Annotated in this window: 27 protein-coding genes; 11 read left to right on the forward strand and 16 right to left on the reverse strand. The window is 66.8% G+C overall.

Annotated elements, in window-relative coordinates:
- The first annotated feature begins 31 nt into the window (after positions 1–31).
- On the forward strand, positions 32–367 hold the full coding sequence (locus tag NWF34_RS20490; protein WP_238063512.1) for an SHOCT domain-containing protein: 336 nt from the start codon (positions 32–34) through the stop codon (positions 365–367).
- Between the two features lie 21 nt (positions 368–388).
- Here the strand turns inward: NWF34_RS20490 and eutC are convergent, their stop codons facing one another.
- Positions 389–1,198 carry an ethanolamine ammonia-lyase subunit EutC gene (eutC, locus tag NWF34_RS20495; RefSeq protein WP_238063514.1) on the reverse strand — a complete coding sequence of 270 codons (810 nt, stop codon included), beginning with the start codon at positions 1,196–1,198 and terminating at the stop codon, positions 389–391.
- Positions 1,195–2,604, reverse strand: coding sequence for an ethanolamine ammonia-lyase subunit EutB (locus NWF34_RS20500; protein ID WP_238063516.1), 1,410 nt, complete (start codon positions 2,602–2,604; stop codon positions 1,195–1,197). The genes eutC and NWF34_RS20500 overlap by 4 nt, the downstream gene beginning before the upstream one ends.
- A 232-nt stretch (positions 2,605–2,836) precedes the next feature.
- Between NWF34_RS20500 and NWF34_RS20505 the strand changes: the two genes are divergently transcribed.
- From NWF34_RS20505 to NWF34_RS20525, 5 genes are all read left to right on the forward strand, one after another.
- On the forward strand, positions 2,837–3,631 hold the full coding sequence (locus NWF34_RS20505) for an enoyl-CoA hydratase-related protein (RefSeq protein WP_024497896.1): 795 nt from the start codon (positions 2,837–2,839) through the stop codon (positions 3,629–3,631).
- Between the two features lie 21 nt (positions 3,632–3,652).
- Positions 3,653–4,402 (forward strand): SDR family NAD(P)-dependent oxidoreductase, encoded by a 750-nt coding sequence (locus NWF34_RS20510; protein ID WP_238063518.1) that lies wholly within the window; start codon positions 3,653–3,655, stop codon positions 4,400–4,402.
- Positions 4,403–4,448: 46 nt separating this feature from the next.
- Positions 4,449–6,125 (forward strand): class I adenylate-forming enzyme family protein, encoded by a 1,677-nt coding sequence (locus NWF34_RS20515; protein WP_238063525.1) that lies wholly within the window; start codon positions 4,449–4,451, stop codon positions 6,123–6,125.
- Positions 6,126–6,147: 22 nt separating this feature from the next.
- Positions 6,148–7,293: an acyl-CoA dehydrogenase family protein gene (locus NWF34_RS20520; protein ID WP_238063530.1), complete on the forward strand. Its 1,146-nt coding sequence runs from the start codon at positions 6,148–6,150 to the stop codon at positions 7,291–7,293.
- Between the two features lie 95 nt (positions 7,294–7,388).
- On the forward strand, positions 7,389–8,063 hold the full coding sequence (locus NWF34_RS20525; RefSeq protein WP_024497900.1) for a TetR/AcrR family transcriptional regulator: 675 nt from the start codon (positions 7,389–7,391) through the stop codon (positions 8,061–8,063).
- Here NWF34_RS20525 and NWF34_RS20530 read toward each other — a convergent pair.
- The gene (locus tag NWF34_RS20530) at positions 8,037–8,657 is read right to left on the reverse strand and encodes a TetR/AcrR family transcriptional regulator (RefSeq protein ID WP_238063532.1); all 621 of its coding nucleotides are present in this window, start codon (positions 8,655–8,657) and stop codon (positions 8,037–8,039) included. The genes NWF34_RS20525 and NWF34_RS20530 overlap by 27 nt on opposite strands.
- A gap of 75 nt (positions 8,658–8,732) precedes the next feature.
- Here NWF34_RS20530 and NWF34_RS20535 point away from each other — a divergent pair, with 75 nt between their 5' ends.
- Entirely contained in the window at positions 8,733–9,620 is an 888-nt protein-coding gene (locus NWF34_RS20535; RefSeq protein ID WP_024497902.1) for an alpha/beta fold hydrolase, read from the forward strand.
- A gap of 18 nt (positions 9,621–9,638) precedes the next feature.
- Here the strand turns inward: NWF34_RS20535 and NWF34_RS20540 are convergent, their stop codons facing one another.
- A complete protein-coding gene (locus NWF34_RS20540; protein WP_024497903.1) occupies positions 9,639–9,851 on the reverse strand; it encodes a dodecin in 213 nt (70 codons plus the stop codon).
- A gap of 91 nt (positions 9,852–9,942) precedes the next feature.
- Here NWF34_RS20540 and NWF34_RS20545 point away from each other — a divergent pair, with 91 nt between their 5' ends.
- On the forward strand, positions 9,943–10,350 hold the full coding sequence (locus NWF34_RS20545; protein WP_024497904.1) for a YchJ family protein: 408 nt from the start codon (positions 9,943–9,945) through the stop codon (positions 10,348–10,350).
- 1 nt (position 10,351) lies between these two features.
- Here NWF34_RS20545 and NWF34_RS20550 read toward each other — a convergent pair whose 3' ends face one another.
- The 5 genes from NWF34_RS20550 to NWF34_RS20570 form a co-directional block, all read right to left on the reverse strand.
- Positions 10,352–11,296, reverse strand: coding sequence for a hypothetical protein (locus NWF34_RS20550; protein ID WP_024497905.1), 945 nt, complete (start codon positions 11,294–11,296; stop codon positions 10,352–10,354).
- A 4-nt stretch (positions 11,297–11,300) separates the two neighbouring features.
- Entirely contained in the window at positions 11,301–12,698 is a 1,398-nt protein-coding gene (locus tag NWF34_RS20555; protein ID WP_238063540.1) for an amidohydrolase family protein, read from the reverse strand.
- 46 nt (positions 12,699–12,744) lie between these two features.
- Positions 12,745–13,737 (reverse strand): antibiotic biosynthesis monooxygenase, encoded by a 993-nt coding sequence (locus NWF34_RS20560; RefSeq protein WP_024497907.1) that lies wholly within the window; start codon positions 13,735–13,737, stop codon positions 12,745–12,747.
- A gap of 360 nt (positions 13,738–14,097) precedes the next feature.
- On the reverse strand, positions 14,098–14,730 hold the full coding sequence (locus NWF34_RS20565) for a DUF2461 domain-containing protein (protein ID WP_024497908.1): 633 nt from the start codon (positions 14,728–14,730) through the stop codon (positions 14,098–14,100).
- A 22-nt stretch (positions 14,731–14,752) separates the two neighbouring features.
- Positions 14,753–15,376, reverse strand: coding sequence for a CHAP domain-containing protein (locus NWF34_RS20570; RefSeq protein WP_258325980.1), 624 nt, complete (start codon positions 15,374–15,376; stop codon positions 14,753–14,755).
- Positions 15,377–15,501: 125 nt separating this feature from the next.
- On the opposite strand from NWF34_RS20570, the gene NWF34_RS20575 reads away from it, so the two are divergent.
- On the forward strand, positions 15,502–16,989 hold the full coding sequence (locus NWF34_RS20575; protein WP_024499786.1) for a phospholipase D-like domain-containing protein: 1,488 nt from the start codon (positions 15,502–15,504) through the stop codon (positions 16,987–16,989).
- Positions 16,990–16,997: 8 nt separating this feature from the next.
- Here NWF34_RS20575 and NWF34_RS20580 read toward each other — a convergent pair whose 3' ends face one another.
- The 6 genes from NWF34_RS20580 to NWF34_RS20605 all read right to left on the reverse strand — a co-directional run bounded on the left by NWF34_RS20580 (position 16,998) and on the right by NWF34_RS20605 (position 21,238).
- The gene (locus tag NWF34_RS20580) at positions 16,998–17,600 is read right to left on the reverse strand and encodes a TetR family transcriptional regulator (RefSeq protein WP_258325981.1); all 603 of its coding nucleotides are present in this window, start codon (positions 17,598–17,600) and stop codon (positions 16,998–17,000) included.
- Positions 17,597–18,835, reverse strand: coding sequence for an NAD(P)/FAD-dependent oxidoreductase (locus NWF34_RS20585; RefSeq protein ID WP_258325982.1), 1,239 nt, complete (start codon positions 18,833–18,835; stop codon positions 17,597–17,599). Before NWF34_RS20585 ends, NWF34_RS20580 begins: the two co-directional genes overlap by 4 nt.
- Positions 18,832–19,011: a rubredoxin gene (locus tag NWF34_RS20590; RefSeq protein ID WP_006437844.1), complete on the reverse strand. Its 180-nt coding sequence runs from the start codon at positions 19,009–19,011 to the stop codon at positions 18,832–18,834. Before NWF34_RS20590 ends, NWF34_RS20585 begins: the two co-directional genes overlap by 4 nt.
- Positions 19,008–19,175 (reverse strand): rubredoxin, encoded by a 168-nt coding sequence (locus NWF34_RS20595; protein WP_024499789.1) that lies wholly within the window; start codon positions 19,173–19,175, stop codon positions 19,008–19,010. The genes NWF34_RS20590 and NWF34_RS20595 overlap by 4 nt, the downstream gene beginning before the upstream one ends.
- Positions 19,172–20,419 (reverse strand): alkane 1-monooxygenase, encoded by a 1,248-nt coding sequence (locus NWF34_RS20600; RefSeq protein ID WP_258325983.1) that lies wholly within the window; start codon positions 20,417–20,419, stop codon positions 19,172–19,174. Before NWF34_RS20600 ends, NWF34_RS20595 begins: the two co-directional genes overlap by 4 nt.
- Before the next feature lie 219 nt (positions 20,420–20,638).
- Positions 20,639–21,238 carry a hypothetical protein gene (locus NWF34_RS20605; RefSeq protein ID WP_258325984.1) on the reverse strand — a complete coding sequence of 200 codons (600 nt, stop codon included), beginning with the start codon at positions 21,236–21,238 and terminating at the stop codon, positions 20,639–20,641.
- 209 nt (positions 21,239–21,447) lie between these two features.
- Between NWF34_RS20605 and NWF34_RS20610 the strand changes: the two genes are divergently transcribed.
- Positions 21,448–22,194, forward strand: coding sequence for a class I SAM-dependent methyltransferase (locus NWF34_RS20610; protein ID WP_024499792.1), 747 nt, complete (start codon positions 21,448–21,450; stop codon positions 22,192–22,194).
- Positions 22,195–22,317: 123 nt separating this feature from the next.
- A complete protein-coding gene (locus NWF34_RS20615; RefSeq protein ID WP_024499793.1) occupies positions 22,318–23,274 on the forward strand; it encodes a DUF1214 domain-containing protein in 957 nt (318 codons plus the stop codon).
- A 164-nt stretch (positions 23,275–23,438) separates the two neighbouring features.
- On the opposite strand, the gene NWF34_RS20620 is transcribed toward NWF34_RS20615, so the two are convergent.
- A partial coding sequence (locus tag NWF34_RS20620; RefSeq protein WP_258325985.1) for a 13E12 repeat family protein occupies positions 23,439–24,112 on the reverse strand: 674 nt, incomplete at its 5' end.

Raw genomic sequence — 24,112 nt, forward strand, 5'->3', positions numbered from 1 at the left:
CAGCCCTGACGGGTCAGAGAGGAACAGTGTCATGCCAGGTCTGATCCGCGGGGTCGCGCGCACGGCCGTCATCTCCGGGACCGCCACCGCGGTGAGCAACCGGGTGTCGCGGCGTCAGGCTAGCCGCTGGGCGCAACAGGGGACTGTCACCCAGCAGGACCCGAGTGCGCAGCGATATCCCGAACCGCAGTACGCCCCGACGCCGTATCCCGAATCACCGCCACCGCCGCAACCACCGCAACCGCCCGCGCAGTCGACCGGTATGGACACGATCGCGGCGCTGAAGGAACTCGGTGCGCTCTACCAGCAGGGCATCCTCACGGAGGCGGAGTTCGCCGCGCAGAAGGCGAAGATCCTCGGGATGTGAGGGCGGGGAGCGATCGCGGGATCACGAGGTCTCGATGGTGAGATCGTCTGCGTCGCCGATGTTCTCCTGTGCGCCCGGACGTGAGGTGTCCTTGAGAGCCACCCCTGATCGGCCGAGTCTCCGGGCGCCGTCGACGAGGGCCGCGGTGATCCGCGCGGCGACGTCGTAGTGCAATCCGTCCGGCGGGTGGATGTTGGAGATGCAGTTGCGGTCGGCGTCGGTGCGTCCGGGCCGGGGTAGATGGGTCAGGTAGATGCCGAGGCTGTCGGCAACCGAGAGTCCCGGTCGCTCACCGATGATCACGATGAGGGTCGTCACACCGAGGGCCTCGCCGATGTGGTCGCCGAGCGCGACGCGCGCCTGCGTGGCGATCACCGGCGGCGCCATCGTGTAGCGGCCGTCGAGGGCATCGACGAGTGCGGCCACCAGACCGTGTCCGTGACCGGCGACCGCGCGCGGGGACAGGCCATCCGCGATGACGATGCCGATGTCGGTGGCGGATTCGGTGAGCGCCGACAGGTCCTCGGGTGTCCGGCCGAGGTCGGGTCTGCGCAGATACTCGCCGCGGTCCGAGGCCCGGCTCGTGACGATGACCGGACGACCGAGGCCGAGTTCGGCGAGCGACTCGGCGATGGCGTCGGCGTCGAGGGGTTCGTGGACGGCATCCCGTGCTGCTGCGTGTGCGGCTTGGAACTCCAGGACGCGACGTGACGGCAGCGAGTTACCGGCACGCCCCAGACCGATGCGCGCCTGCGTGGTTCGACGCATCGACGCCCAGATGTCGTCGCCGTCGGCGAGTTCCGCCGGCTGTGACTGCTCCGATGTGCTCATCGGCCGGCCGCCAACGGCAGGAGGGGCGAAGTCGCCGGATCGACCGGCAGGATTCGGCCGTCGGCGTCGCACATCCCGAGTCGGGCGAGCCACGCCTCGAATTCGGGTGCGGGACGTAATCCGAGTGCCTGTCGCACGTACAACGCGTCGTGGAAGGCCAGGCTCTGGTAGCCGAGCATGACGTCGTCGGCGCCGGGCACCGCGATGACGAAGGCCGCTCCGGCGACGCCGAGTAGTGTCAGCAGCGTGTCCATGTCGTCCTGGTCGGCCTCGGCATGGTTGGTGTAGCAGACGTCGACGCCCATCGGGAGTCCGAGGAGCTTCCCGCAGAAGTGGTCTTCGAGTCCCGCGCGGATGATCTGCTTGCCGTCGAAGAGGTATTCGGGGCCGATGAATCCGACGACGGTGTTGATCAGCAACGGGTCCAGGGCGCGCGCGACCGCGTAGGCCCTCGTCTCGAGGGTCTGCTGGTCGACGGCTTTGCCACCGGTGCCGAGGTGCGCGCCCGCCGACAGCGCGGATCCCTGTCCGGTCTCCAGATACATGACGTTGTCGCCGACCGTGCCGCGGCGCAGGGACCGGCCGGCCTCGTTGGCCTCACGCAGGATCGAGAGATTCACACCGAATCCCGCATTGGCTCCTTCGGTCCCGGCGATCGACTGGAACACGAGGTCCACGGGGACGCCCTGACCGATCAGGTCGACCGTGGTGGTGACGTGCGAGAGCACGCAGGACTGCATCGGGATCTCGAAGCGTTGACGGATCTCGTCCAGCATGTGGAGCAGGTCGGTGGTCGCCTGCGGTGAGTCCGACGCCGGGTTGATCCCGATCACCGCGTCGCCGCAGCCCATCAGCAGACCATCGAGGGTGGCTGCGGCGATCCCGCGCGGATCGTCGGTGGGATGGTTGGGCTGCAGGCGGGTGGCGATGCGGCCCGGGAGCCCGATGGTGGTCCGGAACGCCGAGGTCACCCGAATGGCCGATGCCACCAGGATGAGGTCCTGGTTGCGCATGATCTTCGACGTGGCGGCCGCCATCTCCGGCGTCACGGCGGGGGAGATGCGTGCGATGCGTTCGGCCGCGTCGGAGCGGGTGGAGATCTCGAGCAGCCAGTCGCGGAACCCGCCGACGGTCAGGTGTGAGATCTCGGTGAAGGCTGCGCGATCGTGCGTGTCGACGATGAGTCGGGTGACCTCGTCCGACTCGTAGGGGACCAGGAGATCCTCGAGAAAAGATGACAGGGGAACGTCGGCCAATTGCCATGCCGCAGCGGCACGTTCGGCGTCGGACGTGGCGGCGCAACCGGCCAATTCGTCACCCGAGCGGCGCGGGGTGGCCTTCGCCATGAGTTCGACGAGGCCGTCGAACTCATAGGACGTGCCGGAGATGGTCTGGGTGAATCTCATGGTCCCCGAAGTCTAGGTTCGGCCGATCCGCCGCGCATGACGAACGAACCACCTGCACTGACGCCGGCAACGGAGTGACCCTTGACACATCCAGATGAATGAATGTACGTTCACTCGTACCGGAATAGATGTTCACAGCGGGGCTCCGCTCGAGCAAGAAATCATCGCTGACCACTGCAGACACGCCCATATGGATGTGCCTGGAGGCGATTCCCAGCAGAAGGAGATCAAGATGGATTACGAAGACATCGACTACACGGTCGAGGGCCCCACCGCGATCATCACGATGAACCGGCCGCATCGGTACAACGCCTTCCGGGCCAAGACGGTCGAGGAGATGATCAACGCCTTCCGTCGTGCCTGGGCCGACAACGGAGTCCAGACGGTGATCCTGACCGGAGCCGGGGAGAAGGCGTTCTGCACCGGTGGTGACGTGAAACAGCGTGCGGAGACCGGCGATTACGGGCCCAGCGAGAGCGGCATGTTCGAGATCGGCAACCTGCACAAGACCATTCGCGACATCCCGAAGCCGGTCATCGCCGCGGTCAACGGACTCGCCATCGGCGGCGGACACGTCCTGCACGTGCTGTGCGACCTCACCATCGCAGCCGACACGGCACGCTTCGGTCAGTCCGGGCCCAAGGTCGGGTCCTTCGACGCCGGATTCGGTTCGGCGTTCCTGGCCCGCGTCGTGGGGGAGAAGCGTGCCCGCGAGATCTGGTACCTGTGCCGCCAGTACGACGCCGAGACCGCCGAACGGTGGGGACTGGTGAACTGGGTCGTCCCGGCGGCCGATCTGCTCGACGAGGCGAAGAAGATCGCCGCCGAGATCGCCGAGAAGTCGCCCACCACACTGCGCTTCCTCAAGCAGAGCTTCAACGCCGATACCGACCACCAGGCCGGTCTGTCCAATCTCGCGATGAGCGCCCTCGACCTGTTCACCCACCACACCGAAGAAGGTGCCGAGGGTGCGCGGGCCTTCGCCGAGAAGCGCATGCCCGAATTCAACAAGTTCGCCGCCATCTGATTCGGAAGGACACCGAAACCAATGAGCTCCAACAGTATCGCCGTCGTGACGGGCGCCGGATCAGGCATCGGGAAGGCGATCGCCTTGGGCTTCGCGGCCGAGGGGACCACCGTGGTCGCCGCCGATCTCGATCTCGATGCCGCCAAGCGCACCGCGGGAGAGGCGGGTTCCATCGTGCCGATGGTCGTCGATGTTGCCGACCGTGCGAAGGTCGACGAGCTGCGGGACGCGGTGCAGGCGGAGGTGGGTGTCCCCGACATCCTCGTCAATGCCGCCGGCTGGGACCGCACCGATCAGTTCCTGAACGCCACCACCGAATTCGCCGAGAAAGTGGTGGCCATCAATTACCTCGGCCCCGTGCACATGGCCAGCGCGTTCCTGCCCGGCATGGTGGAGGCGTCGAAGTCCGACGGCTGGCGGGGTGGCCGCGTGATCAACCTGGCCTCCGACGCCGGGCGGGTCGGTTCGGCGGGTGAGACGATCTACGCCGGCGCGAAGGGCGGCGTCATCGCCCTCTCGAAGTCGCTCGCACGCGAGATGGCCCGGTATCAGATCACCGTCAACGCGGTCTGCCCCGGACCCACCGACACCCCGCTGTTCCAGGCGCAACCCGAGAAGCTGAAAGAAGCTCTGGTGAAGGCGATCCCGTTCCGGCGACTCGCACGTCCCGACGAGGTCGCCGCACCGGTCCTGTTCTTCGCCTCACCCGCGGCGTCGTTCATCACCGGTCAGGTGATCAGCGTCAGCGGCGGTCTCACCATGGCCGGTTGACCGGCCGCCGCCACCCCTCCGGACCGAGATGAGTCAGGGAACCGACATGACCTCAGACACGAGTTACGTCTACGACGCGCACGCGTACCGCAGTTTCTTCGAGCACGAGTTCACCTATCTGAACGGTTTCCGCCGCAACGTCGCCCGCTACGGCGGCGAGGTGGCGATGATCGACCCCCTCGCCGAACGGCAGTGGACATACGCCGAACTCGGTTCGGCGGTGGACGAACTCGCGGCCGGTCTCGCCGATCGCGGGGTGACCGACGGCGCCGTGGTGGGCTATCAGTTGCTGAACGGCCCGGAGTTCGCGCAGCTCTACCTGGCGACCCAGGCGGCCGGAGCGGTCGGATCCCCGGTGAACTTCCGGCTCGCGGCGGGGGAGACGGCCGTCATCCTCGACATCAGCCGGCCGAAGGTCTACGTCTACGACACCAGTCTCAGCGCCACGGTCGACGAGGCCATCTCGCTTGCCGGGCACACTCCCGAAGTACTGGTGGGCGTCGGAGAGGGAGACCTCGTCGCCGGGTCGATCCGCTTCGCCGACCTCCCCGTCGCCCGCGGTGTGCCGCCGACGGTGTCGCGCGGCGTCTTCGACGAGACCACTCGGCTGTACACCTCGGGTACGACCGGCATGCCCAAGGCGGTGCCGATGAACTCGGCCATCGAGATCTTCTCGGCGCACGACGTGATCATGCACTTCCCGCTGTCCCCGGACGACCGGACACTGAACATGACGCCGTGGTTCCATCGCGGCGGACTCTACTGCGCCGGTCCCAATCCGTCGTTCTACCTTGGTTCCACGGTCGTCCCGATGCGCACCTTCGATCCCGAGCTGACCCTCGACTGGGTGGAGAGATATCGATTGACCTTTCTCATCGGTGCGCCGACCAACCTGGCGATGCTTGCCGGCGCGCAGTCGGCGAACCCGCGCGATCTCTCCAGTCTGCGCGGCATCGTCACGATGGGGGCACCGCTCGAACGCGAGGCGGCACTGCGTTACCAGCAGGTGCTCACCCCGCGGATCTTCAACGGCTACGGCAGCACCGAGGGATTCTGGAACACCTTTCTGCGACCCGACGATCTCCCCGAACACGCCGGAACTGCCGGACGCGCGTGCATCGACGACGACGTCCGCGTGGTCCGGGTCCACGACGACGGGCATCTGGCGAGCCCGGACGAGGTCGTCGCACACGATGGTGCGGAAGTCGGTGAGGTCATCATCCGGTCGCCGAAATGCGCGGCCGCCTACTACGACTCCCCCCGGCAGGAGAAGGCCAAGTACAACGGCAGCTGGCTGCACATCGGTGATCTGGCCACCTGGGACGCCGATGAGTTCGTCACCATCGTCGGTCGTAAGGACGACATGCTGCTGTCCGGCGGCGAGAACGTCCACCCGGTTCAGGTCGAGGAAGCACTGAACGGCCATCCGGGCGTGGTCGACTCGCTCGTGGTCGGTGTCCCGGACGAACAGTGGGGAAGTCTCGTCGTCGCCTACGTCGTGCCCGCCGACGGGGCGGCCCCGACGCCGGAGGACCTCGACGCCTACTGTCGCTCGCACCCGATGCTGTCGAGCTTCAAACGTCCTCGCGCGTATCGCATCGTCGAGTCGCTCCCCGTCTCGGCGACCGGGAAGAAGTTGCACTACAAAGCCACCGAGTCCGCCGCGCGCGAGATGGCCGACGGCGCGTTCCGCGCACCGGCCCCCGACCGCGTCCACGGCTGACTCACCCCGAACGGAAGAATCGATGTCCTCACTCACGCACGACCTCGAACACAAGCACTTTCGCGAGACGGTCAGACGCTTTGTGGCCGAACAGATCACCCCCGTGCACACCGACTGGGAGAACGCCGGGCAATGGGATCGCGACCTCTTCGTCGAGGCGGGCAAGAACGGACTCCTGGGCTTCCCCGTGCCCGAACGGTTCGGTGGTCCCGGCGTCGACGACTTCCGGTACAACGCCATCCTGATCGACGAGGTGGCGCGCACCGGTGCCGCCGCCGAGGCCATCGCCTTCTCGTTGCAGAACGATGTCGTACTGCCGTACCTCACGGAGCTGACGACCGACGAGCAGAAGGCTCGCTGGCTGCCGGGGGTCGTCGGCGGCGACACCGTGCTGGGTATCGCGATGACCGAACCCGGTGCGGGCAGCGACCTGACCGGTATCCGCACCTCGGCGGTCCGCGACGGCGACCACTACGTGGTCAACGGCGCGAAGACTTTCATCTCCAACGGTCGCAACGGTGACCTCTTCGTCGTCGCCACCCGGACGGGGTCCGAGAAGCACAGGGGGCTCACGCTTCTCGTCGTCGAAGCGGACACGCCCGGGTTCGTCCGGGGCCGCCGACTCGACAAGATCGGACTGCACGCGCAGGACACCGGTGAGCTGTCCTTCGAGGACATGCGCGTCCCCGCGGCCAACCGTCTCGGCGGGGAGGGCGAAGGCTTCTATCAGCTCGTCCGCAACCTCCCGCAGGAGCGGTTGTCACTGGCCATCGGTGCTGTTGCGGCTGCCGAGGGCACTTTCGCGCGCACCCTGGAGTACGTGCAGGAGCGCACGGCATTCGGGTCGCCGATCTCGTCGTTCCAGAACACGCAGTTCGTCGCCGCCGAACTGGCGACCGAACTCGACATCGCCCGCACGTTCCTCGACGACTGCATCGCCGAACACATCGCCGGTCGGTTGACGCCGGCCCGCGCCGCGAAACTCAAATGGTGGGCCACCGAGCTGCAGGTGCGCACCGCCGACCGGTGCCTGCAACTGCACGGCGGCTACGGCTACATGCGTGAGTATCCGGTGTCGCGGGCGTTCGTCGACGCCCGCATCCAGACCATCTACGGCGGCACCACCGAGATCATGAAGACGATCGTCGCCAAGGACCTCGGTCTATAGGACTTGTAGAGTGACTCCAGCGCTGATTCGTCGAGGCGGTCGTGGGGCGGTCTCGATGAACACAGGCACGAACGGATCAGAAGGAAGTAAGTGGGATGGCGAAATCTGCGACGGCGAGGTCGTCGGCCGACCTGGCCGTCGAGGAAGCGGTGCGCGCGGTGCGTGTCTCCACCCGCCGCCGGCAGCTGCTCGACGCCGCCGTGAAGGTCATGCAACGCACCGGTTTTCACCAGATGTCGATGCAGGCACTCGCCGAGGAGGCCCAGGTCAGCGTCGGCCTGTTCTACAAGTACTTCGGTGGCAAGGAAGAGATCCTGCTGGCCGCGATCGTCGACATCCTCGAGGCCTTCCGCGATCAGCTCCAGCCCGCCATGGACCGCGCCGGTGACGATCCCGTCGAGCAGTTGATCGCGGGTTTCCGTCAGTACGCGACCATCGTCGACGAGAACCGTGACGCCGTCGTGCTGACGTATCGGGAGAGCCGGACGCTCGACGCCGCTGGACGGGAGCGGATCAAGGAACTCGAGGTCGAGACCTCCGCACCGATGCGGGCGGCGGTCACCGCTGGGACGGCAGCCGGACTCATCGTCGACGTCGACGCCGACCTCGTGGTCTTCGACCTGATGATGCTCGCCCATGGATGGGCGCTCAAGCACTGGCATTTCGCGCCCGGGTACGACCTGGACCGATACGTGTCGGCCCAGCTTCGGTTCGCCTTGCAGTCCCTCGTCGTCGAGGACGCCCTACCGACGTATCTCGCCCGGCTCTGAGGGTGCCCCTGCCCGTACCGGGGAGGTGAGTGCCCGCGCATAGCTGCCCATCGCGCGACCCGCGGCGAGGATCGGATCGGTGGAGCGCTGGGTCCGGGCGACGATGAACGCGCCCTCGAGTGCCGAGACCACCGCGTACATCAGCGAGCGGGCATCCGCGTCGGTCAGTCCGCGCGCGGCGAAGAGTGCGGTGCCGGCGTCGATCCACGCGGACATGACCTCGTCGGCGACCTCTCGGAGGGCGGGTTCGGCATCGGCGACCTCGCCGGCGACGGTCCCGACGGGGCACATGTTCAGCCAACCACCCTGCTCGATGGTGCCCGCCGCGGCGACGAACGCCGCCTCGATTCCCTCCGCGGGGTCGTCGTACGGCGCGAGTAGCAAGCCGATCAACTCGCCGTAGGCGGCGCCCGATTGCCGGAGAGCGGCGGCCGCGACGTCGCGCTTACCACCGCCGAAGTGGTGATAGATCGATCCGATGGGGGCGTCGGCCGTCTCGACTACCTGTTTGATCCCGGTCGCCGCATAGCCCTGCCTGCGGAGGAGCTCGGCCATCGCCACCACGATGCGTTCGTCGGTCTTCACCCTGGCCATTCTAGAGCAGATATTCTAGAGTGATCGTTCTAGAGGCCGGTTGCGGTCTCCCGGCCGAGGTGAGGAGCGCGTGACATGACCCAGCTCAACCAGATGGGAAGCCCGCAGGCGGGCGCCGTCAAGAGAATCGAGACCCCGGCCGGCACTGTCGAGTACGCGGAGGACGGAACCGGGCCGCCGGTGGTCCTCCTGCACGGCCTGCTCATGGACCACACGGTGTGGGACGACGTGATCCCGTTGTTGCCGAAGGGTTTCCGCTACATCCGGCCGGTGCTCCCGCTCGGGTCTCACCGAATTCCGCTGCACGAGGATGCGGATCTCTCGATGGACGGGATGGTGGGTCTCGTCGCCGACGTCCTCGACGCCCTCGACCTGCGCGACGTGACCCTCGTCCATTCCGATTGGGGCGGCTCATTGTTCCTGACCGCGCTCGGCCGCGACGAGCGTGTCGCCCGCATGGTGATCCTGCCGTGTGAGGCCTTCGAGAACTTCCCGCCGGGACTTCCCGGCAAGATGGCAACGCTGGCCGTGCGCCTGCCCGGGGGCATCACCCTCGCCGCACGTCAGCTGCGGATCGGGTGGCTGCGACGACTTCCCATTCTCTGGGGCTGGATGATCAACAAGCCCGTCGACAACGAGCGGATGCGCCGATGGACCGACCCCGTCCTCGCCGACCCGCGCATCCGGCGGGACGTCACCAAATACGCGACCACATCGTTCGATCCCGCCGAGCTCGTTCGAAAGACGGAGGCGCTCAGGGGGTTCGACGGGGATGTGCTCGTGCTGTGGTCGCCCGACAACCGGGTGATGCCGCCGGCGCACGGCCCTCGGCTCGCCGAGCTGGCGCCGCGTGGCCGCTATGCCGAGATCCCCGGTGCGGCGGTGCTGTCGATGCTCGACGAGCCGGAAGCCGTCGCCCGCGAGATCGGCGCGTTTCTCACCGCGACCGCGTCCCGCGGATAGTCATGTCGACCGCGAGGGTCAGGAACCTTCGATCTTGAAGCCCACCTTCAGGGTGACCTGGAAGTGTGCGATCTGGCCGTCCTCGAGGTGTCCGCGGGTCTCGGTCACCTCGAACCAGTCGAGATGATTGACCGTCTGCGACGCACGCGCGATCGCGTTCCGGATGGCGTCGTCGGTGCCGGTCGCGGCTGAACCGACCACCTCGATGACTCGATACACGTTGTCGGACAACGATTCTCCCTCCGTTGGCGCCGGTCCGGCCATGGGTGACCGGACCGCCTCATGGGTGACCTCGTTTCTGTCTACGCCTAAGATGCGGGGAATGAACATCGAATCGGCAAACCGTGATCCCGGCGCGCGGTGTCCGTGTCTGTCCGGCTTGCCGTTCGGTGAATGCTGCGGGACCATCCTCGCCGGTGAGCGCGACGCGCCGACCGCCGAGGCGCTGATGAGATCGCGCTTCACCGCTTTCGCCCTCGGTGATCGAGATCACCTGCTGCTCAGCTGGCACCCCGACACGCGTCCCGACGATCTCGAACTCGACGATGCGATGCGGTGGTACCGCCTCGACATCGAATCGACGAACGGCGGATCGCCGTTCGACACCGAGGGCGAGGTCACCTTCACCGCGTACTACAAGACCGGCTCGGAGCGTGGCACGCTGCACGAACGCAGTCGCTTCACCCGACACGACGGGCGCTGGGTCTACCTCGACGGTGTCGTCGGCTGACTCAGGAGTCCACGTAATCCCAGAACTGGAGCCAGGTGACGTTCGCGAAGATCGCCAGGCATCCGACGTACACCAGCAGGATCACCCCGGCGCCGGCGAGATTGCTGCGGAGGCTGTTGCCGTCCACCGGATCCAGCCAGCGGCGGAACGGTTTCGCCGCCCACGGCATGAGCCACCACTGCATCAATCCGACGCTCACGACCTGACTCAGCCACAACGCCAGCCACGGCTGGGCTCCGATGCGGTCGAGAACCGGCCCGAGGAAACGGGACAGGACCATCACCGTCGGGTAGAGCACCAGCAGGACCATCATCGCCGACTTCCAGTTCGGCGTCTGGCGGATACGGCCGTGGTCGTTCCGCACGGTGGTGCCGAACGCGGTGGTGCTCGACATCGTCTCGAAGTCGTGGGTCAGACTCGAACGCAGTCCGGAGAGGGCGGCGCTGCGTTCGCGAGACGACACCCACGCCGAGAGTTGCCGGTCGGTACGGAACCGCAGCACCGACAACGCCGTCTCGCGGTCCTCGTCGACGAACAGTGACGTGCCCTCGTAACCGCTGAATTCTCCTGCGGCGCCGGTCAAGTCGCGCTGCGCGTCGATGAAAGCGTCGACCTTGCCCGACACGATGTCGTGGCGGAAGGCGCCGACGCCGGGCGGGGGCGGTACGCCGTCGACCAGTTCGAGCATCGGCGCCGATGCCATCCAACCGTGAACACGCCCGTCCCGCAGGATCTCGGCCCGCCGGGGGCTGTCGACCCAGCGGTCGCAGGCCTTCTCGTCGACGAAGGTCGCGGCCACCGCCGGTTCGAAACGGCCATCCGCGACGGTCGAGACACGCGCGCTCAGGCAGCCCTCGCTGTCGGCCGCCGACGCGGCGAGCAGTGCGGCCCAGTCGGCGAACCCGGTCTGTGAGACGGGGTGGAACACCGACACGGTCGTGATCACGGCATCAGAGGGAAACTCGCCGGCCCTGCACATGGACCTCGGCGATCGAGGATTCACGCAACCCCATGAGAAGTCCGAACAGTGTCTGGTCGCGGGCGAGGTCGTCGTCCTCGGCGCGGACCGCGTTCTCGAGCACTCCCTTGAGCGCGTCAGCCGGTTCGATGACGAGGAAGTCGGCTTCCTTGCCCTCGTCGAAGTTGCCGAAGCGGGCCTCCATGTCCAGAGCACGGGCGCCACCGAGGGTTCCGATGAACAGCATCTCGGCGGGATGCATCGACACCCCCGCGTCTCCTGGTTCGGTGATGTGCTGCTTGAACGCGTCGCCGAGCACCCGCGGGATGAGCCACTCGTCGCCGCCGCCGAAATCGGTTCCCGCCGAGATGTTCACCCCCGACGCGACAGTGCGCTTCCACGGCATGGTCCCCGAACCCAGGAACAGCTGCGACACGGGACAGTGGGAGATGGACGTACCGGTCTCGGCCATCCGGGCCAGTTCGACGTCCTGGCAGTGCACACTGTGGGCCAGGATCGTTCGTGGACCCAGAAGGCTCTTGCCCCCGACCTGGGAACCCGGGAGGAATTTGCCGTCGTAGGTGTCCAGGTACGAATCGACCTGGTAGACCTCCTTGGTGGTGTCGATCTCGCCCGTGCCCGGACGGTTGTTCTCGTTGAGGTGCGAGTGGACGTAGACGCCCAGATCGCGGTACTCGTCGTAGAGTTCGCCGAGATTGCGCAACGTCTCGGTGGTCACCGACAACGAGAATCGCGGGATGATCGCGACATGCAGCAGCGCGGTGCGGAAGTCGCCGGTGTCGGCAGCGTGCCACTTCTCGATCTCCGCCCGCGTCAGGCGGATCGCCTCCTCCTCGGAGGTGAGGAGGGGTTTGGCCGTGTCGCCGCCGACGGTTTGGATACCGCGACCGGCCACGATGCGCAGACCCGCCTTGCGGGTCTCGGTGAACAGCGAATCCTGCGCGTGGGGATAGGCCGAACCGAACACCATCATCGCCGTGGTGCCGGCGGCGACGCGGCGTCTGGTGAACTCGACCGCCGCGGCCTGGGCGAACTCGGGATCGGCGAACTTCGATTCGGAGGGGAAGATGCAGAGGTTCAGCCATTCGAGAAGCTGTCCGCCGCCGTAGGAGTCACCCGCATAGGTCTGTGGGAAGTGGATGTGGGTGTCGACGAAGCCGGGGATCAGGTACCCGCCGGGATGATCGTGCTTCTCGGCCGACGCGAATTCGGTCGGTAGCCCGGACCGTTCACCCGCGTACTTGATCTTCCCGTCATCCCCGATCACGAGCGCGCCGTCGGGGATCGACACCAAGGCGTCGACGGCCTCGGTGATCTTCGGACGTCCGGCCAGGTGGAAGATGTGGCCGTGATGGACGTGGTCGGTCATCGGTGCTCCTCGGTTCGGGGTGAGCTTGTCGGTGATGGACGGATCGTCATGGCAACGACCAGAATTGGACGGTCACGAGGTAGAAGATCGCCACCCACACCGCGTTCAGGGCGAGGATGAACAGGCCTCCGTTCACGTTCGTGCGGGGCTGTGGCGCGGTGGATTTCGGTTGCAGCCACCAACCGAGAACCCTGTTCACGTAGTACGGCATCGTCAGATAACTCATCGCGAAGCTGGACAACAGGTTACCGATCAACATGCCCAGCCACAGCGGCATGCCCAACGGTGCGGTCATCAACGTCAGGAACACCACGGTGGGGTAGAGGCCGACCCACACCGCCACCGAGGTCTTGAAGTTGGACGGAGGCGGGGCATCGGGGTCGCCGTGGGAGAACCAGTTGCCGAACGAGTGGTCGATCGTCTGCAGGGTGAACTCGCCGAACTCCTCCGCCTCCGCGAGCAGCGCACGACGTTCCGGCGAGGTCAGCCAGGCCTCGAGATGCTCGGCGGTGTCGAAGCGGTAGGAGATCGTCCACTCGTCCTGCACCCCCTCGATGGGCCGGAAGAGTTCGGACCCGCGGAAGCCCGCGAATAGGTGCTCGGCGTCATCCACCCGTTTCTGCCACGCGAGGAACTCGTCGACCTTGGAGTCGGCGACACGGTGGGTGATCACGACCGTGACCAGTGTGTCGGGTTCTTTGGCGTCGTGTGCGAGGACCTGCGCGGTGGCGGGGCCGTCCATGAGATCCGCGCCGGCGCGCACGTGTTCGAGACGGACACTGCTGTTCAGCCAGTCCTGGAGATGGCTGACGGAGTCGAAGCCGTAGATGGTGAGCCAGTCCGCATGGGTGTCCGTCGGAGGCCGCAACTCGACGCCGAGGAAGCCCGGAAAGTCGGCGGCAGCGCCGGAGATCGAGGCATGCCACGTGCGAAACGACTCGTCGAATCCCTCACGGACGCGTTGCCCGAAGATGAGCGTCGCAGCGCCGTCGGCGATCCCGGCCGACCGACCGGTGTGCTGAGATGTCTCGTTGGTCATGGACTACTCCTGGAGTCGGTACGTGTCGGCGCACGAGCGCTACGTCCGCGGAATCCCGGGGGTGGACGACGCACGGCGGATGGCGTCGGGAAGCGTCGGGAAAGAAGATGCGTGCCAACGAATCCCGGTAATCCGCCGAATCCGGTGGGTGGACACGGCCGGGTATGGCGGCCTCGAGAAGTTCGGCGATACCGTGGTCGAGCGCTGTCATCGGCTGTCTCGGTCATTCGAGGTCGTTGTCGACGTTGGACCGCGCCAGTATGACCACGGCGGATTCAGGCGCGCGCCGAAAGACCGGGAAGTGGTCCCAGAATTCGTTTCAGGAGACCACAGCGGTGCCGTATCGCCGATGCCGGCAGCTCAGGTGGCCGCGTGCCGCGCGATCCACTCCACGAGCGGGGTCGTCGCGCGCCAGTCCTTGCGGACCCGGTCGACGAGTGCCGGGGTGTGGATGACCTCGTCGAAGCCGTAGTCACGGCCGGCGAAGAGCGACTTGTGACGCAGAAGGTCGATGCGCGGATGATCGACGTCGTAGCCGCGTGGAGCGGTCTTCAACCGGTCGCCGCCGATCTCCCATCCGGCTCTGGTGAGCCTACGGACGAGTTTCTCCAGTTCGGGCCCGTGCCGGTCATGGTCGATGGCCTTGCGCAACTCGGCGAGCCGTGCCGGGGTGGCTTCGTAGAACCCGGCCCCGACGCGGACACCGGGAGCGCCGATCTGGATGTAGTAGCCGGTGGCCGGGGCCACGGCAACAAAAGCTCCCTGATGTGTCTTGTAAGGCGTCTTGTCCTTCGAGAACCGGACGTCGCGATACGGCCGGAACAGCTTGGCGGTGCCGAACTCGTCGGCGAGCTCCTCGGCGAGTGCCGACATCGGTTCCGCGACCGCCGTGCGATACGTCTCTTTGTGCTGCTCCCAGAAGAACTTCGAGTTGTCGATCTCGAGATCGTCGTAGAAGTCGAGGGCGGCTTCGGGAAATCCGTCGAAGCTCATGACGTCACCATGCCGGCACTGGTCATCCGATGCTCCGTCCGAATCCGACGACGCCGCCGTCGGACCTCCAGTCCAGATCGTGTACCCGGATCCTGCGCATCTCGTTGCCCCCGACCGTGGTCGCCTCGTCACCGTCGACCCCGACCACGATGTTGGTGTGCTGGCCCAGCGCCGACGACCGGTCGTAGATCACGACGTCGCCCACGCGGGGCGTGTAGTCGCCGGCGGGTTCGAAGCGCCCGGTGTCCTGGAAGTACTCCTGCAGGGTGAACACTCCGGGGATTCGCCAGTGCCCCGAGTGGGGGTTGGCGAACGGGGTCCCGGCTTCGCGCATGATCCAGCTGACGAAGTTCGCGCACCACGGCTCGTCGACGCCTTCGGAATAGAACATGCCCGGCCGCTGTGCAGCGTGCTCGGCACGGAGCAACTCCACGATCCGGTTCTGTGCCGGTGACAGCTGCGAGGCGTCCACCTGGGGAAATTCCGCGGTGTCCCACGGGAGCCACCGCTCGGGAACGGTGCGCCACGCGACCAGCCCGGCACCCAGGAGCAGGACCACGGCGATCGCGACAGCCACGGCGAACGGCCGGCGTCGTCGACGTCGGGTGGGCTGTTCGTCGAGGTCGTGCGCGGCTTCGGGTGTCACCTCGACGAGTGTAGGGACCGCCCCGAGGTGGGGGTGCCATGGCGACCGACGCGTGTTGGCAGAATGACGGGCTGACGGGGGGACTGACAACGACAACGGGTGACGAGAACGAGGCAGAGGACAACATGGCGGACGAGTCGGGACACGAGCCGATCCTGCGTGCGGGTGACACCTGTCGGGAGATCGCCACCGCCGACCGCGTCGCCTGCATCGTCGACGCGGCGGACTACTTTCTGCACGCCAAGTCGGCACTGCTCCAGGCACGACGCCGGGTCATCCTGATCGGCTGGGACGTCGACACCCGGATCAGCCTCGATCCGCGGTCATCCGACCACGAGATCCCCGACCGGCTCGGCGACTTCCTCGAATGGCTCATCGAGCACCGGTCGGGCCTCGAGATCTACGTGCTGCGCTGGAGCACGGGTGCGTTCACCGGGATGCTTCGCGGGGTGGCGCCGCCGTTCGTCCAGGACCTCCTCACGGGGCGTCGTCTGCACTACCGGATCGATGCCGCGCATCCGGTGTCGGCCGCACACCACCAGAAGATCGCGGTCATCGACGACCAGTTCGCGTTCTGCGGCGGCATCGACATGACCGTGGACCGTTGGGACACCTCAGAACATCTGTCGCACAACGATTTCCGTCGCGACCCCGACGGTGAACCACATGGTCCGTGGCACGACGTGACCGTCGCACTGGACGGGGATGCCGCACGCGTCGTCGCGAGTGTCGCCGTCGACCGGTGGGAGGCGGCGACCGGTGAGCGTCTGGCACCCCTCGTCGACACCGAGGGCCCCGACATCTGGCCGAAGGGTCTCGACGTGACGTTCGCGGACTGCGAGGTCGGGGTCGCCCGGACCATCCCTCATTACAACGACCGTCCGGAGATCGACGAGATCCGCCGGTTGTACCGGGCGGCCTTCGCCGCCGCCCGCCGCACGATCTACGTCGAGAGCCAGTATCTGGCCGCCCGCGAGATCGCGGAGGCCCTGGCCGAGCGACTCGCCGAACCCGACGGTCCGGAGATCGTCGTGGTCCTCCCACGCAACGCCGACAGCCCGGTGGAACGACTGGCCATGGACGGCGCACGCCACAAGCTGCTCCGGATGCTGTGGCGTGCCGACGTCCACGATCGGTTCCGTGCCTACTATCCGGTGACCTCGGAGGGTGACGAGATCTATGTGCACGCCAAGGTGCTCGTGGTCGACGACGTCCTGCTGCGCATCGGCTCGTCGAATCTCAACAACCGGTCGCTGGGCTTCGACAGTGAATGCGACGTGGCCATCGAGGCACGCCGCGACGACCCCGACGACGCGGGACTTCGCGACACCATCACATCGATGCGTACCCGGCTGCTGTCGGAACATCTCGACGTCGATGCCGAGGTCTTCGACGACACCGTGCGCGAGAAGCAGTCGCTGATCGGGGCGATCGAGTCGCTGGCCACCCCGGGCCGCACGCTCGAACTGTTCGACCGCGACGTGATCGACGACGAGGCATCGATCATCGCCGAGAACGAACTCGTCGACCCGGAGGGTGCGCGCACCCCGCTGGTCGAGCGGATCTACCGCGGGGTGATCCGGCGCGGGGTCGGGAAACGACTGCCGCGCTGAGGGTTTCCTCAGTCGGAGAGCCGCGCGGTCTCGATGGCCGGAGCGATGATCTCGGCGAGATCCGCTGCGACGTCGCGATCGCCTTCCGGCGGCATCGCGACATAGCTCAGCGCCATGCGGGTGATGGCGCGCGCGATGCGTTCGATGTCGGAGTCGGGCATCGACAACCACGTCGACTCGCGGAACGCCTGGGAGAGCCGGTCGCCGGCCGTGGCGATGATCGGTGCCGCATCGGTCGTGATGAGTTTCATCAGATCCGGTTTCGCCTCGCCGGAGAGCAGCGAGGCGATCAGGGGATCGGTGGCGACGCCGGTGAAGTACTCGGTGAACGCGGTGCGCAGCGCGCCGGTCACGTCGTCGACGTGCTCGGCGAGGGAGTCGGCGACATGGCCGGCGAAACGGCTCGCCAGCCGGACCGCATATCCCTGCGCGAGCCCGTACCTCGACCCGAACTCGTTGTACACGGTCTGCCGGCTGACACCGGTGGTGGCGGCGACGTCCGACATCCGTATCGCCGACCAGTCCCGGTCCATCAGCAGATCGTGCAACCCGTCGAGCAGGGAGTTACGCAGCAGCGCCTTGCTGTCCTGGGCGTAGTTACGCGTGGTCATCCCGCCGCGCCGACCGGCTCCAGCGTCTTCTCGATCTCGGTACGGAGTGCACGTCCGGCACCGCCGCGACCCATGCACACCGCGCCGACGAGGCGTTCGTCGGCGAAACAGCGGACGGTGGTGGCGAACCCGTCGGCGCAGGTGCCCGTCCCGGTGCTGGTGTCGAGATCCACGTCGAACCGGTCGGCCATGGTCGGCCACCCGACCATCTGGATGTTGCTGCTGTACTGCATCGACCATGCGAGCGGGACGCGCGGGACGGGGGTCGAGGGACCGGTGGCGAGGCCGAGATCGGCGGCGATGGTCATGGCCACCAGTTTGCCGTGCTCGGTCGCGGTCAGCCACTGCTCGGCCCGCATCGGCTCACCCGTCAGCGGATGGGGCCGTGCTGCGACGTCGCCGGCGGCATAGATCCGGGGTGTCGAGGTGTGCAGTGTCTCGTCGACGACGATGCCCGCGGGGCTCACCGACAGACCCGCCGCCTCCGCGAGGGCGGTATCTGGTTGCATCCCGATGGCGCTGATCACGGTTCCGGTCAGCCGGGTGCCGTCTGCCAGCGTCACCGCGTCGGTCTCGGCGGCAGTGATCCGGGAGTCGGTGACGACCCGCACGCCGCGATCCCGATGCAGGGCGGCGACGGCCTCCGCAACGCTGTCCGGGACCACCCGCGACAGCAACGACGCGGCGGCCTCGAGAACGGTGATCTGTCCGGCGGAGTCCACCCGCTGCTCGGAGGACGACACTGCGGCGGCGATTTCCAGGCCGATCAGTCCACCGCCGACGATGACGACCGGACCCGAGTCGATCCGGGCACGGAGACGTTCGACGTCGCGGCGAGTGCGCAGCGACAGGAGGTCCGGCGACGCGCCGGGCAGTTGGCGCGCCGTGCCGCCGGTCGCGAGGACGAGCGCGTCATAGCCGACCGCCGAACCATCGGCGAGTTCGACGGTTCGGGACACGGCGTCGATGCCGGTGACCCGGACGGACGGCACGATGTGGATGCCGCGCTCCTCCCAGTACCCCGGGGGCCGCAGGGTGATCTTGGGATCGGAGAGGTCCCCGTCGAGGATGCCCTTGCTGAGCGCGGTGCGTCGGTAGGGGAGGTGGGGTTCCTCGCCGAAGACGGTGATCGTCCCGTCGAACCTGTTGGCCCGCAGGGTTTCCGCTGCCGTGATGCCCGCGACCCCGGTCCCGACGATCACCACCGATGGGGCGTGGGCGGGCCCGGAGTTCACGGGCGGGCCACCTCGACCATCTCGAAATCTGCCTTCGCGGCACCGCAGTCGGGGCAGCTCCAGTCGTCGGGGATGTCGTCCCAGCGGGTCCCCGGCTCGATGCCGTCCTCCGGCCACCCGAGCTCTTCGTCGTATTCGAATCCGCAGACCTCGCAGCGGAACAGCTTGAACTTCACTTCGCCACCTCTTCGAAATCGATCTTCTCGCGGACGCCGCAGTCCGGACACGCCCAGTCGTCGGGAATGTCGGACCACGCGGTGCCGGCCGGGAATCCCTCACGGGGTGCGCCGGCCGCCTGGTCGTAGACGAAATCACAGACCGGACAACGGTAGGCGCTCATCGGTCGCCGTCCTTCCCGGCGACACCGTGCGCGGCGAGGATGCGTTCACGACGATGCGGTGCGACGTTGACGAGCTCGATGTCGCCGTCGTAGTGGTCGAGGACCCGCTTGTCCATCACCGCACGCCAGATGGGTGGGAAGTAGGCGAGCGTGATCATGCTGGCGTACCCGCTCGGGAGGTTCGGCGCGCCGTCGAAGCTGCGCAGCGTCTGGTATCGGCGGGTGGGGTTGGCATGGTGATCACTGTGTCGCTGAAGGTGATACAGGAAGATGTTCGTGCAGATGTGGTCGGAGTTCCAGCTGTGCTCCGGGGTGCACCGCTCATAGCGGCCGGTCTTGGTCTTCTGGCGCATCAGACCATAGTGCTCGAGGTAGTTGACGGTCTCGAGGAGCGAGAACCCGTACACGGCCTGGATGACGAGGAACGGCAGGACCTGCCACCCGAACACCGCCGCGAGCACACCCCACAGCACGATCGACATGGCCCAGGCGTTGAGGACGTCGTTGCTCGGATGCCAGAACGGCTTGCCGACACGGTCGAGTCGCTTGCGCTCCAGCTCGATCGACGACTTCAGGCTGCCCCACACGCTGCGCGGCAGGAATCGCCAGAAGGTCTCACCGAAACGCGAGCTCGCCGGGTCCTCGGGGGTGGCGACACGGACGTGATGTCCGCGGTTGTGCTCGATGTAGAAGTGACCGTAGAAGGTCTGAGCGAGCGTGATCTTCGACAGCCACCGCTCGAGATCGTCCTTCTTGTGGCCGAGTTCGTGTGCGGTGTTGATGCCGATACCGCCCATCACGCCGATCGACAGGGCGAGACCGATCTTGGAGGCGAGGCCCAGTCCGCCGTCGATGCCGAGCCAGCTGAGATCGTCGGCGGTCCACAGATAGCAGGCCATGACGAGGCTGGCGATCTGGAACGGGATGTAGATGTAGGTGCACCAGCGGTAGTACTTGTCGTTCTCCAGCTGCTCCATCAGCTCTTCCGGCGGATTCGAGCCGTCGGGGCCGAAGAAGACGTCCAGGATGGGCAGCAGGACATAGACCAGCATCGGTCCGATCCACCACCAGACGGGGGCCACGGCGTCGAAACCGTGGCCGATCGCGTTGAAGGCGGCGACGAATGCCATCGCCAGGAAGACCGACGTCGGCGGGATGAGGCCGAGCAGCCAGAGGTGGCGCTTCTTGTCGCGCCATTCCAGGGGTGGGGTGCCAGGGGTGGATTCGAGCGGTGCGGTACTCATGCACGCTCCTCTCACGAGAAGGACTGTGACTTGCCGCACTAGACACTAACCGAGACAATGTACGTTGTCTAGACAAATCCACTGGTTTGTAAAGTAGTCTTTCGCAAAGAAGATCCCTCGCGCGTTTCTGTCGGGGGAGGGCGCGAGGGATCTTCCTGGGGGAACTCCGGGGCGGCGGGGGAAGGCCGCATCCGGAATCGAGGGGGTTCTACCCCTCGGTCATGGGGTGTTGATCCAGTTCAGGATCGACTGGGCGGCAGCGGGATCGCCGTTGCCGATACCGATGGCCGCACCGATGGCGGCGCCGACCCCGGCGCCCCAGATGCATCCGACGATGACCAGACAGCCGATGATCAGACCGGCGAGCGCGCCGATGGCGGTCGTCACGTTGCCACCGCGGTTCCAGCCGTTGGTGATGTGCCAGATCATCTGCTGATAGGCGCGGTCCTTCTTCGCCGACGCCGGGCGGACACCGGCGGCGATCGCGGCCCGGGCCTCCGGTGTGAGGAGCGGGGTGAAGGTCGCCTGGGTGCGATCTGCGCTGATCCGCGTCTGTAACGGCACATTCACCCCGTTCAGCGGGAGTGTCAGGGCGACACGCTCGAGCGTTCGGCCGTTGAGATCGACGACGCGGAGCTCGTCGCCGGCGGAGACGAATGTGGCGTTCTTCAGGGCGGAGGAGATGGATGTGCCGTCCGCGGATGCCACCGACAGATGTGACGGCGCCGCCGGCGCGGGCGTTCCGTGAGCGGTGCCGAACGACACCGTGAGCATCGCGACAGCCAACGTCGTGACGCTGAGAAGGCGGAAACGTCTCATCGTTGATCTCCACTTCGTCTGTGTGGCGACTGGTCGCCGTCACCTCCGGTGACCACATTCAGGCCGCCTGCTGCCGGTCCGAGCGCGTTGTCGGGTTCAAGCGGTGTGATTCTTGCATCGGCTCACGACCATGTGTGCTCTGTCCCGCGCCATTGGTACGAACGGATGACAACGGTGACCCCCATCACACCGCGTCCTAACATGGACGAGTGGGTTTCGTCGTCCCGCCCGACGCCTACGGGCGCTTCATGGGCCGTTACGCCGACCCTCTCGCCGAGGTCTTCGCGACCTTCGCGGAGGTCGGTGCCGACGCGCGTGTCCTCGACGTCGGGTGTGGCCCGGGGGCGCTGACCGCCCATGTGCTGTCGCGAGGGGCCGCAGTCACCGCGATCGATCCGTCCCCGCCGTTCGTCGACGCGATCCACCAGCGATTCCCCGATGTCGACGTTCGTCGTGGGACGGCCGAGGAATTGCCGTACGACGCCGACGAATTCACCCACGCCCTCGCGCAGTTGGTGGTCCACTTCATGACCGACCCGGTTCGCGGCATCACGCAGATGGCGCGGGTGACCCGGCCGGAGGGGATCGTCGCGGCATGTGTGTGGGACGGACCCACCGGAGCGCTCGCGCCCTTCTGGGATGCGGTGCACGTTCTCGATCCCGACGCCCAGGACGAGGCGCTCCTCTCCGGCGCCCACCGCGGTCACCTCACCGAACTGTTCGAGACGGCCGGGCTGCGGAACGTCATCGAGGAGCCGATCACCGTCGACGTCGTGCATCCGACCTTCGAAGAATGGTGGGAGCCCTACACTTTCGGCGTCGGTCCTGCGGGCGAGTACGTGACGACGCTAGACGCCGGTGCCCGAACCGAACTCGAAACGGTCGCGCGTGGTCGTCTGGGCGACGGGCCGTTCACCGTCTCGGCCACCGCGTGGGCCGCTCGCGGGACGGTATGAGAGCCAGGCCGATGTCTTCGGTCGTGTCGCAGAAGCCCTGAGCTGGGTGTGTCGGTTCGGTCCTGTCCCCTGAGATTGGCGGGATAGGCTACCTCTCGACCTTCCAGCAGAGGGAGACAACGCATGCCGGGTCATGTCAACGTGGACAACTTCGTTCGGGCGGAGACGCATCGGATGTTCGCCGACATCCAGCTGGCCGCCGGTGGGGTGGGCAGGTTCCGCCACAATCGCGAACCAGCCGCCATCGACGAACAGACGGTGATCCGCCTCAATCGGGACACCCTGTACAGCTTCGCCGTCGCCGATCTCGCGGCGCCGGCGGTGCTCACCTTGCCCGACGCCGGTGACCGCTACGTGTCCGCGATGATCGTGAACGAGGACCACTACGTCGGTGACGTTCTGCACGCGTCCGGCGAGCACACGCTGACGCAGGAGACGTACGGATCGCGCTACGTCCTGGTCGCCGTACGGATTCTGGTCGATCCGACCGATGTGGTCGATGTGGCCGAAGTCGGGAGGTTGCAGGACCAGGTGACGCTCCTTCCGGGCTCGTCGGAGCCGTTCGTGTCCCCCGACTACGACACCGCGAGTCTCGATGCGACCCGAGATGCTCTGCTGGAGCTGGCGAAAGGGCTCACCTCCTTCGACCACACCTTCGGCAGCCGCGACGAGGTGGACCCGGTCCGCCACCTCATCGGATGTGCGGCGGGCTGGGGTGGGCTCCCGACATCCGAGGCCACCTATGTCGGCGTCGACCCCGCCGTCGGTCCCGGGCACTACGAACTCGTCTTCGCCGACATCCCGGTCGACGCCTTCTGGTCGGTGTCGGTGTACAACGCGGCGGGGTTCTTCGAGCCCAACGAGAAGGACCTGTACACGGTCAACAGCGTCACCGGCGTACGCAACGGCGACGGGTCGATCACCGTTCGGTTCATCCCCGCCGTCACTGGTGACGTCCCGCCCAACGCGATCGTGACGCCCGAGGGCTGGAACTACCTCATCCGCCTGTATCGTCCGCGCCCCGAGGTCCTCGACGGCACGTGGACTCCGCCGGTGCTGAAGCCGGTCGCCGAATCCTGAGCCGTCGGTCGCCCTCCGGAATGACGTCGCGTGCGATGTCGTTGCGGCCGTTCGACTTCGATCGAAGTCGGGTGAATACAGAACAGTGTCGCAAGCGACTTCGATCGCACGAGGTGCGAGCCAAGCGATCCTCGACCGCTGGTGGACCCGTCGCCGTGGTGGTATCAGCGTCTGGTGTTCAATCCGATGATGGCTGCGAGCTGTAGTTCGATGGGGGACAGCTCAGTGACGGACAGCCCGCGCATTGGCGGCTCCGGTCGGTGGTCGATGACTTCGCGGATCTCCAGGCGTGGCTGATCGCCGGACGCAGGGTCGGGTCCGTGGATCTCGGTACGCACCTGTCGGAGGTGCTCGGCGAATCGGCGGGGTAGGTCGGGTCGCCGGTTGATGCGTTCGGGATTCGGGGGCGCGCCGGGTTCGGCGTTGAGCCGCCAGGCGCAACGCCCTTCGTCGGGGCCCTCGCGGACCATGCGGGTGGTGAACTGTCCGGGCTGGTCGCCGACCATGCGGTTGTGTTTCGAGCAGGCCGGGGTCAGGTCGGTGATGTCGGTGAGTCCGCCCAGGCCCCAATCCAGTTGCGCGTGATGCATTTCCACATGGGTGGCGGGGATGCGGCAATCGGGGTTGGAGCACACGTCGCCGTCGGGTCGGGCGAAGGAGGCGAGGCGTTGTTCGCGGGTGGCCAGGCGTTTGCCGCGTCCGAAGTACAGCGGTATCGCGGTGGCGTCTTTGAACACCGCCAGCCAGGGTTGGGCGTCGGCGGCCATGTCGATGAGGTCGGGGATGGGGATCAGGGTGCCGGTGGCGGTGGTGGCGAACCCGGCTTCGCGGATCAGAT

The organism is Gordonia sp. GONU, from assembly GCF_024733855.1.
In the GTDB taxonomy this organism is placed as follows: domain Bacteria; phylum Actinomycetota; class Actinomycetes; order Mycobacteriales; family Mycobacteriaceae; genus Gordonia; species Gordonia amicalis.

Excerpts from the sequence above, each read along its gene's own strand:
- NWF34_RS20490 (WP_238063512.1), top strand. The coding sequence starts at position 32 with ATGCCAGGTCTGATCCGCGGGGTCGCGCGCACGGCCGTCATCTCCGGG.
- eutC (WP_238063514.1), bottom strand. The coding sequence starts at position 1,198 with ATGAGCACATCGGAGCAGTCACAGCCGGCGGAACTCGCCGACGGCGAC.
- NWF34_RS20500 (WP_238063516.1), bottom strand. The coding sequence starts at position 2,604 with ATGAGATTCACCCAGACCATCTCCGGCACGTCCTATGAGTTCGACGGC.
- NWF34_RS20505 (WP_024497896.1), top strand. The coding sequence starts at position 2,837 with ATGGATTACGAAGACATCGACTACACGGTCGAGGGCCCCACCGCGATC.
- NWF34_RS20510 (WP_238063518.1), top strand. The coding sequence starts at position 3,653 with ATGAGCTCCAACAGTATCGCCGTCGTGACGGGCGCCGGATCAGGCATC.
- NWF34_RS20515 (WP_238063525.1), top strand. The coding sequence starts at position 4,449 with ATGACCTCAGACACGAGTTACGTCTACGACGCGCACGCGTACCGCAGT.
- NWF34_RS20520 (WP_238063530.1), top strand. The coding sequence starts at position 6,148 with ATGTCCTCACTCACGCACGACCTCGAACACAAGCACTTTCGCGAGACG.
- NWF34_RS20525 (WP_024497900.1), top strand. The coding sequence starts at position 7,389 with ATGGCGAAATCTGCGACGGCGAGGTCGTCGGCCGACCTGGCCGTCGAG.
- NWF34_RS20530 (WP_238063532.1), bottom strand. The coding sequence starts at position 8,657 with ATGGCCAGGGTGAAGACCGACGAACGCATCGTGGTGGCGATGGCCGAG.
- NWF34_RS20535 (WP_024497902.1), top strand. The coding sequence starts at position 8,733 with ATGACCCAGCTCAACCAGATGGGAAGCCCGCAGGCGGGCGCCGTCAAG.
- NWF34_RS20545 (WP_024497904.1), top strand. The coding sequence starts at position 9,943 with ATGAACATCGAATCGGCAAACCGTGATCCCGGCGCGCGGTGTCCGTGT.
- NWF34_RS20555 (WP_238063540.1), bottom strand. The coding sequence starts at position 12,698 with ATGACCGACCACGTCCATCACGGCCACATCTTCCACCTGGCCGGACGT.
- NWF34_RS20560 (WP_024497907.1), bottom strand. The coding sequence starts at position 13,737 with ATGACCAACGAGACATCTCAGCACACCGGTCGGTCGGCCGGGATCGCC.
- NWF34_RS20565 (WP_024497908.1), bottom strand. The coding sequence starts at position 14,730 with ATGAGCTTCGACGGATTTCCCGAAGCCGCCCTCGACTTCTACGACGAT.
- NWF34_RS20575 (WP_024499786.1), top strand. The coding sequence starts at position 15,502 with ATGGCGGACGAGTCGGGACACGAGCCGATCCTGCGTGCGGGTGACACC.
- NWF34_RS20580 (WP_258325981.1), bottom strand. The coding sequence starts at position 17,600 with ATGACCACGCGTAACTACGCCCAGGACAGCAAGGCGCTGCTGCGTAAC.
- NWF34_RS20595 (WP_024499789.1), bottom strand. The coding sequence starts at position 19,175 with ATGAGCGCCTACCGTTGTCCGGTCTGTGATTTCGTCTACGACCAGGCG.
- NWF34_RS20600 (WP_258325983.1), bottom strand. The coding sequence starts at position 20,419 with ATGAGTACCGCACCGCTCGAATCCACCCCTGGCACCCCACCCCTGGAA.
- NWF34_RS20605 (WP_258325984.1), bottom strand. The coding sequence starts at position 21,238 with ATGAGACGTTTCCGCCTTCTCAGCGTCACGACGTTGGCTGTCGCGATG.
- NWF34_RS20615 (WP_024499793.1), top strand. The coding sequence starts at position 22,318 with ATGCCGGGTCATGTCAACGTGGACAACTTCGTTCGGGCGGAGACGCAT.